Genomic DNA, 17,311 nt, shown 5'->3' with positions numbered 1-17,311 from the left:
GGGTTTAACATAACTAAGACAGGAAGGTGAACATGTGCTAACAGCAGAACGCCATTTCATCATATTACAAGTACTAAAAGAGCAAGGGAATGCTACGGTCCATGAATTAAGTGAAGCCACAGGAGCTTCTATCTCAACGATACGTCGTGATCTTGTTCAACTTGAAGAGTTAGATAAGTTAAAACGAGTACACGGCGGTGCCACTCAATACAGGACAAAATGGACTGAACCATCGTTAAATGAAAAGTCTTCACAAAACTTGACCGAAAAAACGTCTATCGCAACTTATGCAGCCAGTCTTATTGAAGACGGTGATTGCATCTTTCTTGATGCAGGTACGACAACCCAAAAGGTAGCAGAACAATTAAGAGGTAAAAACCTAATTGCTGTCACTAACGGTTATCAAGTAGTCGAAACACTTCTCGCAAATGGTATCACGACATATTTGATCGGAGGTAAGCTAAAGCCGAATACAGGTGCGATGATTGGTGGCAAAGCTCTAGAGGGGATCTCTACTTATCGTTTTGATAAGAGTTTTATTGGAATTAACGGCATACATGAGTCTTTCGGATATACAACCGCCGATCCTGAGGAAGCCATCATGAAGAAAACAGCGATCGATCTTTCTAAAGAATCTTATATAGTAGCTGACCATTCAAAAATTGGGGAGACTGCTTTTAGTAAGGTTGCCGAACTACATGAATGTACGATTATAACCAGTCATTTTACAGAACCGAACCTAGATAAGATCAGTGAACAAACAACAGTAGAAGTGGTGAAATTATGATATATACAGTTACATTAAATCCGTCAGTCGATTATATAGTCGGGTTGGAGCATTTTGAGGCAGGTCAGGTTAATATTGTGAATCATGATAAGAAATTTGCAGGTGGAAAAGGTGTCAACGTCTCAAGAGTTCTTCATAAGCTTGGTTATGCTTCTAAAGCGCTAGGATTTATTGGAGGTTTTACAGGAGAATTTATTGAGACGGCACTCAAAGAAGAGGGGTTATCTCCACAGTTCATTAAAGTAGATGGAGATACCCGGATCAATATCAAGTTGAAAGCAGAAATGGAAACGGAAATTAATGGACTTTCACCTGAGATAGATGAATCATCGATTGCATCATTGTACGAACAACTGTCTGAACTAGAATCGGGTGACATCGTCGTGTTGGCTGGTAGCGTTCCTTCAAGTGTGCCATCCTCAATTTACTCAAGTATTATTGATTCTCTTCCCGAAGGTGTGGAAGCCATCGTTGATACGAAAGGGACTGCATTGCAAGAAGTAGTTGACTCAAAACCCTTCTTAGTCAAACCAAATCATCATGAACTTGGTGAGTTCTTTGGTGTACAGATCAATTCGGTCGAAGAAGCAACTTCATATGGTAGAAAACTTCGAGACCTTGGAGCACAGAACGTCATCATTTCCCTTGCTGAGAAAGGCGCCGTGTTTTTATCCTCAGAAGGTGATTTTATAGGCAACGCGCCAAAGGGTGAAGTGAAAAACTCTGTAGGAGCAGGCGACTCTGTCGTCGCTGGATTTCTAAGCATGTACTTATCTAAAAAAGATTTAATAGATGCTTTTCACACTGGAATCGCTGCTGGTAGTGCAAGTGCTTTTTCTAACGAGTTCTGTACAAAAGAAGAAATTGAAACATTAAAAACTCAAATAACAGTTCGTTCTATATAAGAAAGGGGAGAATATCGGGATGAAGATAACAGAGCTTTTAACAAAAGAAACGATTATCCTTAATCTTGCGTCAAAAACGAAAGAAGAGGTTATCGATGAGCTCACTGATAAACTAGATCGTGCGGGAAACTTAAATGATGTAAGAAGCTTTAAAGAAGCAATCCATAAACGTGAGCAAGAAAGTACTACTGGAATAGGGGAAGGAATTGCAATTCCACATGCAAAGACTTCAGCTGTAAAAAAACCAGCGATCGTCTTCGGACGGTCTCATGAAGGAATTGACTATGATTCGTTAGATGGTCAACCGGCTCACCTTTTCTTCATGATCGCAGCTACTGAAGGTGCGAACCAGACCCATCTTGAGGCTCTTTCAAGACTTTCCTCATTTCTGATGGATACTAATTTTAGAAGGGTTTTAAATGATGCTAAGTCAACGGATGAGGTATTGATTGCTTTCGATTCTAAAGAAGAAGAGCAGGAAATAGAAAGCAGCACGGAAGAAACCTCACAAGGAGCAAAGTTGTTAGCGGTTACAGCTTGCCCGACAGGTATCGCTCATACTTATATGGCAGCAGATGCTTTAAAGTCAAAGGCTTCAGAGCTTGGTTTGGCATTAAAAGTTGAAACGAATGGTTCTGGTGGTGTAAAGAATAGATTAACGGATCAAGATATAAAAGAAGCAGATGGTATTATTGTCGCAGCAGATACAAAAGTAGAGATGGAACGCTTCAAAGGTAAGAAAGTGATTGAAGTTCCTGTAGCAGAGGCAATTAGAAAACCAGAGGAATTATTAAAACGTTCAGCTAGTGGTGATGCTGAAGTGTTTCAAAGCTCTCGTTCATATGAAGATGAAATCAATGAGAAGAAAAATGAGAGAAAAGGGAAACAGCCCGTTTTTTATAAGCATCTGATGAACGGCGTATCAAACATGTTACCACTTGTTGTTGGTGGTGGTATCTTAATCGCTTTATCGTTTATTTTCGGAATCAATGCAGCAGATCCAGAACATCCAAGTTACAATCCTTTTGCAGAAGCACTGAGTACGATCGGTGGAGGCAATGCATTTGCACTTATGATTCCTGTTCTTGCCGGATTTATCGCAATGAGTATTGCCGATCGTCCAGGTCTTGCTCCTGGTCTTGTAGGTGGCTTGATGGCCTCGACGAATGGGGCCGGCTTTCTAGGTGGCCTAATCGCAGGTTTCCTTGCTGGTTATGCTGTACTTTTACTTAAAAGACTATTTTCAAGTCTTCCTCAATCTTTGGAAGGAATCAAACCAGTTCTGCTTTATCCACTATTCGGTATCTTCATCACAGGTATGATCATGATGTATGTTGTGATCGAACCGGTCCAAGCTTTAAATACTGGATTAGAAAGCTGGTTAGGCGGACTTGGAACGACGAACAAACTCCTACTTGGTTTAATCCTTGGGGGTATGATGGCTGTAGACATGGGTGGACCGATTAACAAGGCAGCGTTCACGTTTGGAATCGCGATGATTGACGCAGGAAACCTAACTTATCATGCAGCGATCATGGCCGGAGGAATGACACCTCCATTAGGATTGGCACTAGCGACCACGATCTTTAAGAAACGTTTTAATAAAACAGAAAGAGAAGCTGGAAAAGTTGCTTATGTCATGGGAGCTTCGTTTATAACAGAGGGGGCTATTCCATTCGCAGCTGCTGATCCCGGGCGGGTTATTCCTTCTATCATCGCAGGTTCTTCGGTTGCAGGGGCTTTGACAATGCTCTTTAATATAGCGCTCCCAGCTCCACATGGCGGAGCATTCGTAATGTGGTCTGTAAACAACATTTCGATTCAGCATATTCTGCTTTATCTCCTTGCAATTGTAATCGGTACAGTCGTAACGGCAATGATGGTAGGTATTCTGAAGAAATCCAAACCGCAGGTGTAAAAGTGAGAGGCTTCATAAGAAGCCTCTTTATTTTGCATTTTGCTCATATCAGAGGCGGAATCACCATCATAAAAGGCGCGCTTTAAAGTTCTTTAGCTCATTTCATTGCGTTTTATCCAATTATTGTAAAAAAGTGAGTTGTGATGAGATGGTGTGAGAAGGCGTGAGATTGCATATATCAGCATCTCGTTCATGCAAATGCATCCCAGGTTTAAATGATAGCGTTTTCACTACCTATCTTGTACAAATGCTTTTTATTTCCTCTATAACGGTTGATGCGTATAAGAAGCAGTGTTAGTATAAATGACCGTAGACGAAATGTCAGATGATTTGTCGGAAATTCAAAGGAGGAAATCATGCTACAGAATAAAACCGTAACGTTTATCGGAGCGGGTTCAATGGCAGAAGCAATGGCAGCAGGAATGATCGAATCGGGTACAATTGAACCTGAACGTATTATTATGACGAATAGAAGTAATGAAGAAAGACGTCAAGAACTAATGGAAAATCACGGAGTTCTTGCAACGCAAAGTATAGAATTCGCTGTGCGTGAAGCGGATGTTGTAATTTTAGCAATGAAACCTAAAGATATTGAAAAAGCTCTTAAGGGAATTGAAGAATATATTACGAATGAACAGCTATTATTATCCGTTCTAGCTGGCGTTCCATCTGCTTTCATCGAAGAAAGCCTAGAAGGTGAGCAGCCAGTGATTCGTGTGATGCCGAACACTTCAAGCATGATTGGAAAATCAATTTCTGCACTTGCAGCAGGAAAGTATGTAGATGAAGAGCAAATTACAATTGCAAGAGCGCTTATCCGTTCTATTGGAGATACAGTAGTAATCGATGAAGAACAAATGGATGTGTTCACTGGTGTTGCAGGTAGCGGACCAGCATATATCTATTACGTGATCGAGAGCTTAGAGAAAGCCGCTGTTGAAGGTGGGCTTGAAGAAGAAACAGCTCGTAAGATGGCTGTGCAAACAGTACTCGGAGCTGGAATGATGGCAGAACAGTCTGAGGATTCTCCTTCAGAACTTAGAAAGAAAGTCACTTCACCGAACGGTACCACACAAGCTGGACTAGAGGCACTTTATGAAAACGGCGGTGGAGATGCATTTGTTGAAGCCGTAAGAAACGCTGCAGTCCGTTCAAAAGAAATCAGCAGTCAGTTCGATGAAGAAAACGAGAAAAAGCCAGTAATGCAATAAGTTATAAAGAACCGGTCTTCCGGTTCTTTTTTTATTGATGCTAATTTAAGGGAGATGTTACAGAATGTTCATTTCTAAAAAATGTTAGTAGAATAATAGACAAAATATGATATGATAATAATTGGATGATTTGTAGTTGGAAGGAGGAAATAATGATGAAAAAAGGGATTTTTGCTCTTATTTTAGCTCTTTTAGTCGCATTTCCGTTTGCAGGTACAGCTGTTCATGCTGAAGCAGATGTCAGCGATGAAGTTAAGAAGGGTGTCGCTAGCTATATTGGAGAAGAGCACTATGACTATGACAAAGGGTCTCTTTCTATTGAGGAATCTGAGAGTTTTGAAGTAAGTAGTTCAGCGGATAAAGAATTTAGTCAAGTAACGATGATGGTTGTAGAATTCCAAACTGTTCGTGATAATATCTTCTTTGAAGATCACAAACAGGTAATCTTCTATGATGCTGATGCAAATGCAGTACTTCCTGATACAAAGGTACTTGACCTAGATCAAGCAAAAGAATTTAAGGACAGTCATGCTGAAGAAACTGGTTCTCATCTTCATATGGGAGTTGTATTGTTCCTTCACTTTCTTATGATCATAGTTCCAGCAATTATTATTTATGTGTTTATTAAAGGCTGGTATACGACTCTTGGCTTTAAGTTAAAGAACAACGTATATAAGACGAACGCAACGTTCTAAACTGCTATGAAATAAAAACAACCCTCTACCTACTTGGTAGAGGGTTGTTTTTATTGTTTTTGAAGTTCTACAATTGTACCTGTATTTGCGTCGACCACGAAATCCATCTGTTCCAATCGTCCTGCTTTTTCACATGTTAAACCACCAGAATAAACGGTGAAAGGCACGTCGAACTTCTTGATTGAATCCGTTTTCATATGAATCCATGATCCTTTCACTGCGTATGAGTGTTTAACTGCTTCTTTAACAGATTTAAGAGCCTTTTCAGGCGGAATCGTCGATTTTTTGCACGTTGCCAAAGAAGTTGCTGCCAAAGCAGCCCCTGCTCCGATAAGTGCACCTAACAACAAGTCTTTCATCTTCACGGTGTTCACTTCTCCCTTCTATTCACCTCTATTGTTGTTTCCTCTTTTAGTATATCTGAAGTTGATTCATGTACCAACTACTTAAGCTGAAAATTCAAACGACTAGCAACGCATAATGGAATTCGATACAATGAAAGAGGTATATATTGAAGAGAGGGGATACATATATGAATAAAGAAACGCTGTCACTATTCAAAACGTTGACTGAGCTTCAAGGTGCTCCTGGATTTGAGCATGACGTAAGGAAATTTGTTAAGGGTGAACTTAGCAAATACACAGACGAGTTAATACAGGATAACTTAGGAAGTGTTTTTGGGGTAAAACGCAGTGAGAACAAAGGTCCTAAAATTATGGTTGCTGGTCACATGGATGAAGTAGGATTTATGGTAACTTCTATTACAGACAACGGCATGCTCCGTTTCCAAACGTTAGGCGGATGGTGGAGTCAGGTCCTACTTGCACAACGTGTTCAAGTCATGACCGCTGACGGACCGATACCAGGAGTAATCGGTTCCATCCCTCCACATCTTTTAGATGAAGCAAAACGTCAAAAACCGATGGCGATCAAAGATATGCTTATCGATATTGGTGCAGATAACAAAGAAGATGCTGAAAAAATTGGAGTGCGTCCTGGTCAGCAAATCGTTCCTACTTGTCCATTTACACCGATGGCTAACAATAAGAAGATTATGGCCAAGGCTTGGGATAACCGCTACGGAGTGGGACTTGCTATCGAGCTTATGAAAGAAATGCAGAATGAGGAACTACCGAACGAACTTTATTCTGGAGCTACTGTACAAGAGGAAGTTGGGCTTCGAGGCGCACAAACTGCAGCAAATTTAATCAATCCAGATTTGTTTTATGCTTTAGATGCAAGCCCAGCAAATGATATGACGGGTGATAAGAGTGAGTTTGGTCAACTTGGTAAAGGAGCCCTCCTTCGCATATACGACCGCTCTATGGTTACACACCAAGGTTTAAGAGACTTCGTTCTCGATACTGCTGAAAGTAATGATATTCCGTATCAGTATTTTATTTCTCAAGGTGGAACGGATGCAGGAAGGGTTCATCTTTCGAATAATGGAGTACCATCAGCAGTGGTTGGCATTTGCTCACGATATATTCATACTTCTTCATCAATCATCCATGTTGATGATTATGCAGCGGCAAAAGAACTTCTGTTTAAGTTGGTAAGAACAACAGATCAAAATGCGGTTGACCAGATAAAGAGTAGAGTTTAGAAGGAAAGGAGCCGATCGGCTCCTTTTTCAATGTAATTCTCATTAAAGGAGGCATAATCATGAAAAAAGTTGCTGTAGGTTCACTTAACCCAGTAAAACTCGATTCAGTTAGAACATTAACCACATTTGAAGTGAAAGGGTATGATGTCTCATCAGGAGTCTCAGAACAACCATGGGGGGATGAAGAAACTATTTTAGGTGCAAAGCAGCGAGCATTCGCGGCACTTGAAGAAGGTCAGAGTGATATCGGCATAGGGTTAGAAGGTGGCGTGCACCAGATCGGTCATTTATTGTACGTTTGTAATTGGGGTGTACTTGTTGATCGTAACGGGAAGGAGATTGTGGCAGGAGGAGCTCGATTTCCTTTACCGGATGAAGTTAAGCAGAGGTTGGAAAATGGAGATGAACTAGGGCCGGTTATGTCGGAGTTTGCGAGTCGAGCCAATGTAAACAAAAAAGAAGGCGCCATCGGAATCGTTACGAAGGGCGCCATCACAAGGACTACGATGTATGAGCATATTGTAAAAATGCTTTTTGGTCAGTATGAATACTATTCGGATTAATTACTTTCGAAAATATATGAAAGTGCTCGAAGCGCTTGTTCAGGAGTTTCTACTACCACCTGTGCTTTATTTGCTAACTCTTTTAGCGGGTGATGGAGAGATTCGGGTCTAATCAAAATAAGAGGTTTCTGAAGTGTGATGGCCGTAGCAGCGTCCATCGCACTATTCCATTGCTTGTATTTTTCACCGAACAAAGCGACCACAACATCTGACTTTCCTAGTAGTACTTGTGTTCTAAGGTTGTTGATTTCTGAGGCTGCTTCGTCTTTAAATATGGCGTTCGGTTGTTCACCTTTAACTTCCTCTCCTATGTTATCTGAGCGGTCGTGGTTTTCCATCGGCCCTACAAATAAAAGAGGAAGATCCATTTGCTTCGCTTTTTCTTTAAGTTCGTTACGCCAGTCATCATGTATTTGTCCAGCCAAGTATACGGTAAGTTCCAAGATATAACGCCTCCTATAGATAGTAACGCTGTCATTGTAGCACAATCCCTTCATTGTTCCCAATTATTTGAATTGAGAAACGATTATGCTTCTTCAGCGTTATTCCTTATAAATTGTGTATACTAATGTGTGAAGTTTATTGGAGGGAGAAACAGATGAGAGATTTATTGAAAAGAAAAGGTGTGTCTTTATCACCCCATACATATTTTGTAACGGCACTTAGTTACATGGCACTCGGCTTGTTTTCTTCGCTTATTATTGGTCTAATCTTAAAAACGATTGGGGAACAGCTTTCATGGGCTAGCTTCCTTATTCCAATAGGAGAATTAGCAATGAGCCTGATGGGGCCTGCGATCGGTGTAGCTGTTGCTTATGGTTTAGGAGCTCCACCCCTCGTACTGTTCGCTTCTTTATTAGCAGGTGCGGCGGGAGCGGAGCTTGGTGGTCCAGCTGGAAGCTACGCTTCAGCAATCATCGCTGCTGAATGTGGAAAGCTCGTATCAAAATCAACCAAGCTTGATATCATTATTACTCCGATGGTCACTATATTCGCTGGTTTTGGAACAGCAACAATAGCGGGTCCTGGGATTAATGCGCTCATGCAAAATTTTGGTTCACTTATCATGTGGGCAACAGAGCAACGACCAATCGTTATGGGAATCATCGTTGCCGTTTTGATGGGCTTAGCATTGACTGCGCCCATTTCTAGTGCCGCGATTGCCATTATGCTTGGGTTGGAGGGAATTGCTGCTGGTGCAGCAACGATCGGATGCGCTGCTCAAATGATTGGTTTTGGAGTTAGCAGCTATAGGGAAAATGGGTTCGGGGGCTTTATTGCTCAAGGATTAGGAACATCGATGCTCCAAGTAGCAAACATCGTTAAAAATCCATGGATATTACTACCTCCAACATTAGCAGGTGCAATACTGGCACCGTTCGGAAGCGGTTGGATCGGAATGCTAAATAATCCTCCTGGTGCAGGGATGGGCACGAGTGGTTTTGTAGGTCAGATTATGACCATCAATGTAATGGGTGCTAGCTACAATGTGTGGATCGCAATCCTTCTATTGCATATCGTTGGACCAGCATTGATAAGTTTGATAATATCCGAGGTAATGAGGAAAAAAGGTCTTATTAAGTCAGGGGATATGAAGATATCAACTGAGTAATCATAGGAGGATATACAATGAAAACTTTTGATAAGCACGAAGACTACGTCCAAGCGATGAACGAAGGGAAATCTGTCTTTTTATTCTCAGCAGATTGGTGCCCCGATTGCCGCGTAATCGAGCCATTTCTACCAGAACTGGAACAAGAGTATAAGGAACTGACTTTCTACTATGTAGACAGAGATCAACATATTGAACTTTGTCAGGAATTAAATGTTTTTGGAATCCCAAGCTTTGTTGCATTCAACGAAGGAGAAGAGACTGGACGTTTTGTAAGCAAGAATAGAAAAACACGTGAAGAAATCGAAGACTTTTTATCAAGTGTTAAATAAGAAAAACAAATGTCTAACTTAGCTTCAGGCTGTTGATAAAGTCTTACGAATGAAGAATAAATCAACATGAGCGTAAATATTCGTAAGCATTGTAGGTCGGAAAGTTGGTTTGAAGTATGCTAGTAGGAGTGGGTCCCTCTTGACTACCGTGGTCCAACGGGCGTGTGTCCATAGGAAAGTATGAGGGATCCAAACTCCTCCGTTATAGGGAGTACAACATTTTAAGGTCATTAACAACCTGAGCTATGTCTAACATAGCTTTGTTTTTGTCTATAGAACTTTCATGGTATCATAAAGTGACAACTCTAATTGAATGTACAGGGTGGTGAAAAAATGGAACCGAAAGATTTGCGAAAACTGTTAGAAGAACGGCTGCAAAGTGAAGACCGTGAACTTACATATAATAAGAAAGAAGAGAAGCTTCGAATCGAAACAAAGTGTTCAGGAAAAGGGATGAGTCTCTCTTTAAAAGGACTTGCTGCAAAATATGAAGAACGTAAAGAATCCCTTCTTGATGAAATCGTGCATCATGTTGAAGAAACGTTGAAAGCGATGAATGATAACCAGGAACTAAGCGGAAGCGAAAGCAACATCTTCCCTGTTATTCGATCTGGTTCATTTCCTTCAGAAACTGAATCTGGTGTACCGCTCGTTTTCGATGAGCACACTGGAGAAACAAGGATCTACTATGCCCTCGACCTTGGTAAATCGTACCGCTTAATCGACAAGAATTGGCTGGAGAAAGAGGGCATGACCAAAGAAACGCTTCAAGAAGTATCGAGGTTTAATGTTCGAGGTCTGTCGACTGAAATGAAAACAGATACAGTGGCGGGGTGCACCTTCTACTTTTTAAATACCAATGATGGCTATGATGCGAGTCGAGTGCTGAATCAATCTTTATTAGAGGAGATGGCATCTAAAGCAAAAGGGGAATTAGCCGTAGCAATTCCTCATCAAGATGTATTGATCTTTGCTGATATTGTGAACGAACGTGGCTATGATGCACTTGCACAGCTAACGATGCATTTCTTCTCAAATGGACTAGTACCTGTTACTGGACTACCCTTCATTTACGAAGATGGCAAATTAGAACCTGTCTTTATCCTTGCTAAAAATAAACCAAAAGAAGATTAACATTAAAGGAGAACACGAAATATGAACTTGTTTTATAACAAAGAAGGTATTGGTGACACATTGATCGTAACGCTTGGAAGTACAGATCGAGAAGACCGATCTGTAGAACGAAAGGGTAGCGTTGCGCGTGTATTCAGCCAAGAGTCAAATCAAACTGTAGGATACAATATCTTTGATATTTCTAAGAGCTATAACATCGATGCAACGGGTGTTGTAGAAGAAAGTGAAGAGTTGATTTCTGAAGTGAATCGTATCCTTAAAGAAAACGGTTTTGAGGATGAATTAGTATACGATGCATCACCAAAATTTGTTGTTGGACTGGTTGAAGAGATGACCAAACACCCAAATGCTGACAAACTTAATATTTGTCAAGTTAACGTAGGTGACGCTCGATTGCAGATCGTTTGCGGTGCGCCAAACGTTGATCAAGGCCAAAAAGTAGTTGTGGCAAAGGTTGGTGCGGTAATGCCTTCTGGTATGGTTATTAAAGATGCAAGTCTACGTGGTATTGAATCTTCTGGGATGATTTGCTCAGCAAAAGAGCTTGATCTTCCTGATGCACCAAAAGAAAAAGGTATTTTGGTCCTTTCAGAAGACTATGAAATTGGATCAGAATTTAAGACCTACTAGGATTTTATCTAGTAGGTTTTTTCTTTTTACTGTTTTTGTGTAGGGATATTGGACCGATTTTACTAATTTAGACTAAGAAGCATCTAAAATAACGAAAGATTTTAGAAAGAGCCTTACAATGACAGGGGAATTTCCGATAAAATAGAATAACAAAAGCTAAAAGGCTTAACTAGAAAAGGTGATTTTAATTGGGCAATAACTGGTTTAAAAAAGCACTGAATAAATTATTTGATGTGAATGAAGAGAAAGAAATGGATGATCGTGCTGATGAGGGGGCGAGGCAGTCTAAAGAGTACCCAAAAATAGACCGGAAAAACTCAATTGGGAGAATCGAAAGTGGAACGAGAAAGAATGAAGCGAGAATCGTTCACCAATATCCCAGAGAAGGAAATTTTCGATTTCCTTTAATTCCTGATGAGTCTTATAAAAGCGGTAGAAGAGCGGAAAGTAAAAAAACTACACAACAGCCTAAGCCTGCTGATTCGAGCGACCGATCTCATAAAACCAAAAATGAAAATTCGAATGTTAGGGCCGTTTCAAATTCGAGTTCAAGTTCAAACCAAAATAAAGCGAAGACATCGAGTGAACAAATAAAAGAAGATACTCCAAAGAAGTTTAGCGGTGTTAACTTTAAGCCTACTGATATTCCATCACCGATTTATGGCTTCAGTAAGCGTCCTGTAGTGGAGAAAGTTGAAAGAGCGATTAAAGAAAGTGAATACAGGCATAAATATACACCTCTAAACGAACATAAAGTTATCGATCAACTCATACACAAACCAACTGATTATCGATCTGAGGAATCAGAAATAAGAAGTTATGATCTAAAAAATGAACATACAGAAGAAGTGAAAGAGGATAAACCTTTATCTTCTACAGAGCCTAACAAAGGCTTTGATCATACAGATGAAGCAAACCATATTGAAGAAGTGTTAGTTTCAAATTATGAAGAAGATAACCAGGCGGAGGATACAACTGAGGGGATTGAAAACGATGCTCCCCAATCTGATCGAGATAGCGAGAGAGAGTTTGATGAGTCACCTTTACGTAAAGAGCTCGAGAATGATGATCAGAAAGATTTAGAGCCGTTAAACGACCAGGGAGAATCCAGCGGCTCATACATTGAGAGAGCGATTCAAGCTAGTGAATCACCAGTCGAAATAGAAGATGAAGTGGAAATACATGAAGAAGTAACAGAGGAACAAGAGGATGTACAGGAAGAACTTATAGAAGAAGTACTAGGGAAAGAACAAGAAGATGGACAAGAGGATACGCCAGAGGAAACACAAGAGGAAGTACTAGAAGATGGACATGAAGAAGCTTCTGAGAAAGATATAGGAACCCACTCACTTACAGAGGTAGACGATAAAGAGACATTACAAAACGTAAGTGAAGTTTCTGCTATTACGGATGAATCAAAAGAGTCTCAAGCAGAAACAGTTGAAGAGAGTGGAGTGACGCAAAAACATAAAGAAAACAAAGTGGAGAAAAAGAGAGAAGAGGGCCGGCCGAAGCCACAAGTTCCATATAACGTAATGATGCTTGCAAGTGATAGAAGACATCTTGTGAAAAAGCCGACGTCAAACGGAGAATATAAGCTCCCTCCTATTTCCCTCTTGGATATTCCACCGCGTGACGAAGGTAATGATGAACAGTGGCTCAAAGATCAGCGTGAACTGCTGGAATCTACCTTGAAGAACTTTAATGTGCAGGCAAGCGTGATCGGAGCTACGATGGGACCAACCGTTACTCGCTTTGAAGTACAGCCGAGCCCTGGTGTTAAAGTGAACAAAATCACAAATCTTAGTGACGATATTAAACTGAGCCTTGCAGCAAGAGATATTCGGATGGAAGCACCGATTCCTGGTCGGAATGCGATTGGTATCGAAGTTCCTAACCCAAGAAGTCGCCCTGTTTTTATACGGGAAGTCGTACGGAGCGGTGTTTTTCAATCGAAAGACTCTCTACTGAATGCAGCGTTAGGTTTTGACATTGGCGGAAATGCTAAAGTAACAGATATTCAAAAAATGCCACACGGTTTGATTGCAGGTGCAACAGGGTCTGGAAAAAGTGTGTGTATCAATTCAATTCTCGTAAGCTTGTTACTAAATTCAAATCCTGCAGATGTGAAAATGCTCCTAATCGACCCCAAGATGGTAGAGTTAGCGCCGTATAATGGTCTACCACACCTTGTCACACCTGTTATCAATGATGTAAAGGAAGCGACTACAGCATTGAAATGGGCAGTGGATGAGATGGAAGAGCGATATGAAAAATTTGCAGCTGCTGGTGTAAGGGATATCAAACGCTATAATGACAGAGCGATCGAACATGGTGAACCACAGCATAAGTTACCTTATATCGTTGTAGTCATCGATGAATTGGCTGACCTTATGATGGTTTCTCCACAAGATGTTGAAGATGCGATATGCAGAATTGCTCAGAAGGCTAGAGCATGCGGCATTCATTTGCTTGTAGCTACACAGAGACCTTCTGTTGACGTTATTACTGGCTTAATAAAAGCAAACATCCCTACACGTATTGCCTTTTCTGTTTCATCCCAGATCGACTCTAGAACGATCCTTGATTCGAGTGGAGCAGAAAAACTACTTGGAAAAGGGGATATGCTCTGTTTAGAGAATGGATCGTCTAAACCAGTGCGTTTGCAAGGGAACTTCGTGTCTGATGAAGAAATCGAGCGTGTCACATCCTATGTGAGAAAGCAACGTAAGCCTAATTACTTGATTGCAAAAGAGGACCTTGCAAAGAAGCAACAATATAACGAACAAGAAGATGATTTGTTTGAGGAAGCGTGTATGTGGGCGATCGATCAAGGTCAAGCATCATCCTCCGCTCTCCAAAGACGATTCCGCATAGGCTTCAATAGAGCTGCGAGATTGATCGAAATGATGGAAGAAAGAGGGTTAGTCTCTGAAGCAATGGGAAGTAAGCCAAGGAGCATTCTTATGAGTAAGGCTGATTTTGAAGAGACGTTCCTAAAAGATATGCACGTATAGTGCATATCTTTTCTACTTGTTTTATCCAGGGTTGTTCTATATGATATAGAGTGTGTAAAAAGATATGTTTTTTTATCTTAATAATTAAGAATACTAGTAACTATAGAGCTCACATTCGAATGACGAAACTACTTGAAGGAGCCCCAGAATGAAAGAAATTGAACTGAAAATGCAAGGTGAAATAAAACGTTTAACAAATCGCACGTTTAAATTTGACGAACGAGTGAAAGAGGGCTGGTTTTCAGCAGTCTACTTTTTGAAAACGTGTGAGATCGTAGAAGAGTATAAACCGGATAATATCGTGACGATGCAGTTCTTCCAAAAGAATGATGCTGTCCTTTGTGGGTCAGACGAAGCAATTGCTTTGATTAAAACGTTCGCAAAAGATCCTGACTCACTTGAAATCCATTCATTAAAGGATGGAGATAAAATATCACCGTTCGAAACGGTGCTGAAAATTAAGGGACCATATCAAAACTTTGGTTTTCTTGAAGGGATAATTGATGGAATACTAGGCAGAAGAACGTCAGTTGCTACGAATGTATATCATGTTGTTAAAGCAGCGAGATCTTCAGGTATTCAAAAACCAGTTATCTTTATGGGTGATCGTGACGATCATTATACACAACAAGCAGGAGATGGTTATGCCTCATACATTGGTGGATCTACAGCGCAAGCAACACACGCTATGAATGAATGGTGGGGAAAAAGAGGGATGGGCACGATGCCGCATGCTTTGATCCAATTGTTCAAAGGAGATGTGGTCGAAGCATCAAAAGCGTACCATTCTAAATATCCTGAAGATGATTTGATCGCCTTAGTAGATTATAATAACGACGTGATTACAGATTCTCTCAGAGTAGCTAGAGAGTTCGGTGATACATTAAAAGGTGTTCGAGTCGACACGTCTAGAACGATGGTCGATCAATATTTCTGGAGAAATCCAGATGTGCTTGGAACATTTGACCCTCGAGGCGTAAATGCTGAATTAATATTCGCGTTAAGAGAAGCTCTAAATCAAGAAGGTTTCGATCATGTTAAGATCGTTGTGAGCGGAGGATTCACAGAAGAAAGAATTCGAGAATTCGAGGGCCAGAACGTACCGGTAGATATTTATGGAGTTGGGAGCAGCCTGCTGAAAGTAAACATCGGGTTTACCGGAGATAATGTTATTATCGACGAGGAGCCAGAAGCGAAAGCAGGTAGGAAATATCGTCCGAACCCTAGGCTAGAACGAGTAGAGTAAGGAGACAGGGGAAAATCCTGTCTTTTTTAGCCAGTGTTTATCGATTATTGGAGCATCCCCTTATTTATGCTATAATGCGTTATTGTACAGAATTAGGGAGCATGATTGTAAAGATTTCATATAATAAAGAAGATATTCGGTGTAGAAATGAAAGTGTGGAGGTTCTGAAATGACTATATATCACTTTGTTGGCATTAAGGGCTCCGGAATGAGCGCACTTGCGCAGATCTTGAACGACATGGGTTACAACGTTCAAGGTTCTGATGTTGAGAAACGCTTTTTTACCCAGGAAGCCCTTGAGCAAAAAGGTATTACCATTCTTCCGTTCTCAGAAGAAAATATTGATGAGAACATGATTATAATCGCCGGCAATGCGTTTGATGATGAACACGAGGAGTTAGTTCGCGCTCGAGAGATGAACCTTCCTGTCTATCGTTATCATAAATTCCTTGGTGACTTTATTCAAAAGTTCACCAGTATTGCAGTGACAGGTTCACATGGCAAAACATCAACCACTGGGCTGCTCGCTCACGTAATCGGCGAAGCAGAACCAACATCCTTTTTAATCGGAGATGGTACCGGAAAAGGGGTTAAAGATAGCCAGTATTTTGTATTTGAAGCATGTGAATATCGCCGTCATTTTTTATCATACCAGCCTGATTATGCGATCATGACAAACATCGATTTTGACCATCCGGATTATTTTTCAGATGTCGAAGATGTTTTTTCAGCGTTTCAAGAGATGGCTATGCTTGTTAAAAAAGGAATCATCGCATTTGGTGACGATGTTTACCTTCAGCAAATTCAAACAAAAGTGCCCGTAGTCTTCTACGGTTTCGATGAGCAGAACGATTTTCAAGCTACGAATATTAAAGTAGACGAAAATGGCACAACGTTCGATGTACATGTTCGTGATGATTATTATAGAACGTTCCAGATCCCTACCTATGGGAAGCACAACGTCCTAAACGCACTTTCCGTAGTTGCGTTATGCCATTATGAAAACCTTCCGGGTGATGCTGTACAAAAGCAACTTCAAAATTTCAAGGGCGTAAAGCGTAGGTTCACCGAAAAAACTGTGGACGATCAGGTGTTGATCGATGATTATGCTCATCATCCTACTGAGATTAAAGCAACGATTGAATCTGCTCAACAAAAGTATCCGAACCGTGAAGTGGTCGCTATTTTCCAACCTCATACTTTTACGCGTACGAAAACGTTCTTAGATGACTTTGCTGATAGCTTAAAAGAAGCAGATGTCGTTTATCTTTGTGACATTTTTGGATCAGCTAGAGAAGAATCAGGTCAATTAACGATTGATCATCTGATGGAAAAGATTCCGAACTCGCATCTTATTACTGAGGAATCGATTCAGAAACTGAATGATCATAATAAAGGCGTTCTCCTATTCATGGGTGCTGGTGATATTCAAAAATATCAAGCTGCTTATGAAACGGAGAAAGCGTCACTATAGCAAGGAAAGGCCAAGAGCCTTTTCTTGTTTTTATTTTTTAATGAAAAGCCTTTCATAGAAGAAAGTCACAATTTATCCAATTTCTTCTCTGAAAAGAAAGTTTGTAAAAAAGGAATAATGGATATTCTAACGAATAGTAGTAGTAAGGTTGGCTCATTTTGTTACTTTTTGTGAAATGCCA

General features: G+C 40.6%; 16 protein-coding genes. 14 read left to right on the top strand and 2 right to left on the bottom strand.

Translation table 11 applies throughout. The features are described from left to right. The first annotated feature begins 34 nt into the window (after positions 1–34). From PFZ69_RS03485 to PFZ69_RS03465, 5 genes are all read left to right on the top strand, one after another. On the top strand, positions 35–787 hold the full coding sequence (locus PFZ69_RS03485) for a DeoR/GlpR family DNA-binding transcription regulator (protein WP_270179628.1): 753 nt from the start codon (positions 35–37) through the stop codon (positions 785–787). Continuing rightward, positions 784–1,692: a 1-phosphofructokinase gene (pfkB, locus tag PFZ69_RS03480; protein WP_270179627.1), complete on the top strand. Its 909-nt coding sequence runs from the start codon at positions 784–786 to the stop codon at positions 1,690–1,692. The genes PFZ69_RS03485 and pfkB overlap by 4 nt, the downstream gene beginning before the upstream one ends. Before the next feature lie 19 nt (positions 1,693–1,711). After that, positions 1,712–3,610, top strand: a complete 1,899-nt coding sequence (locus PFZ69_RS03475) for a PTS fructose transporter subunit IIABC (protein ID WP_270179626.1) — start codon at positions 1,712–1,714, stop codon at positions 3,608–3,610. A 356-nt stretch (positions 3,611–3,966) separates the two neighbouring features. After that, a complete protein-coding gene (gene proC / locus PFZ69_RS03470; protein ID WP_270179625.1) occupies positions 3,967–4,821 on the top strand; it encodes a pyrroline-5-carboxylate reductase in 855 nt (284 codons plus the stop codon). A gap of 152 nt (positions 4,822–4,973) precedes the next feature. Further along, positions 4,974–5,516 (top strand): hypothetical protein, encoded by a 543-nt coding sequence (locus PFZ69_RS03465; RefSeq protein WP_270179624.1) that lies wholly within the window; start codon positions 4,974–4,976, stop codon positions 5,514–5,516. A 50-nt stretch (positions 5,517–5,566) separates the two neighbouring features. Here the strand turns inward: PFZ69_RS03465 and PFZ69_RS03460 are convergent, their stop codons facing one another. Continuing rightward, positions 5,567–5,875, bottom strand: a complete 309-nt coding sequence (locus PFZ69_RS03460) for a PepSY domain-containing protein (protein ID WP_270180607.1) — start codon at positions 5,873–5,875, stop codon at positions 5,567–5,569. Between the two features lie 173 nt (positions 5,876–6,048). On the opposite strand from PFZ69_RS03460, the gene PFZ69_RS03455 reads away from it, so the two are divergent. Beyond that, a complete protein-coding gene (locus tag PFZ69_RS03455; RefSeq protein WP_333489725.1) occupies positions 6,049–7,122 on the top strand; it encodes a M42 family metallopeptidase in 1,074 nt (357 codons plus the stop codon). A gap of 59 nt (positions 7,123–7,181) precedes the next feature. Beyond that, complete coding sequence (locus PFZ69_RS03450; protein ID WP_270179622.1) at positions 7,182–7,685, top strand: DUF84 family protein; 504 nt, start codon at positions 7,182–7,184, stop codon at positions 7,683–7,685. On the opposite strand, the gene PFZ69_RS03445 is transcribed toward PFZ69_RS03450, so the two are convergent. Further along, positions 7,682–8,128, bottom strand: coding sequence for a YtoQ family protein (locus tag PFZ69_RS03445; RefSeq protein WP_270179621.1), 447 nt, complete (start codon positions 8,126–8,128; stop codon positions 7,682–7,684). The two genes, PFZ69_RS03450 and PFZ69_RS03445, sit on opposite strands and share 4 nt — an antisense overlap. Before the next feature lie 155 nt (positions 8,129–8,283). Between PFZ69_RS03445 and PFZ69_RS03440 the strand changes: the two genes are divergently transcribed. The 7 genes from PFZ69_RS03440 to murC all read left to right on the top strand — a co-directional run bounded on the left by PFZ69_RS03440 (position 8,284) and on the right by murC (position 17,130). Next, entirely contained in the window at positions 8,284–9,297 is a 1,014-nt protein-coding gene (locus PFZ69_RS03440) for a PTS transporter subunit IIC (protein ID WP_270179620.1), read from the top strand. Positions 9,298–9,314: 17 nt separating this feature from the next. Then, the gene (locus tag PFZ69_RS03435; protein WP_270179619.1) at positions 9,315–9,629 is read left to right on the top strand and encodes a thioredoxin family protein; all 315 of its coding nucleotides are present in this window, start codon (positions 9,315–9,317) and stop codon (positions 9,627–9,629) included. Between the two features lie 333 nt (positions 9,630–9,962). Continuing rightward, entirely contained in the window at positions 9,963–10,763 is an 801-nt protein-coding gene (locus PFZ69_RS03430) for a DUF1444 domain-containing protein (RefSeq protein ID WP_270179618.1), read from the top strand. Positions 10,764–10,784: 21 nt separating this feature from the next. Then, positions 10,785–11,393: a YtpR family tRNA-binding protein gene (gene ytpR / locus PFZ69_RS03425; RefSeq protein ID WP_270179617.1), complete on the top strand. Its 609-nt coding sequence runs from the start codon at positions 10,785–10,787 to the stop codon at positions 11,391–11,393. A gap of 188 nt (positions 11,394–11,581) precedes the next feature. After that, entirely contained in the window at positions 11,582–14,410 is a 2,829-nt protein-coding gene (locus PFZ69_RS03420) for a DNA translocase FtsK (protein WP_270179616.1), read from the top strand. Positions 14,411–14,558: 148 nt separating this feature from the next. Continuing rightward, positions 14,559–15,656 carry a nicotinate phosphoribosyltransferase gene (locus tag PFZ69_RS03415; RefSeq protein ID WP_270179615.1) on the top strand — a complete coding sequence of 366 codons (1,098 nt, stop codon included), beginning with the start codon at positions 14,559–14,561 and terminating at the stop codon, positions 15,654–15,656. A gap of 169 nt (positions 15,657–15,825) precedes the next feature. After that, on the top strand, positions 15,826–17,130 hold the full coding sequence (gene murC / locus PFZ69_RS03410) for a UDP-N-acetylmuramate--L-alanine ligase (RefSeq protein WP_270179614.1): 1,305 nt from the start codon (positions 15,826–15,828) through the stop codon (positions 17,128–17,130). Positions 17,131–17,311 lie beyond the last annotated feature (181 nt).

The organism is Alkalihalobacillus sp. CinArs1 (assembly GCF_947387515.1).
Lineage (GTDB): Bacteria > Bacillota > Bacilli > Bacillales > Guptibacillaceae > Guptibacillus.
The sequence above is the reverse complement of the archived record's forward strand: the minus strand, read 5'-3'. Positions and strand labels throughout refer to the sequence as shown.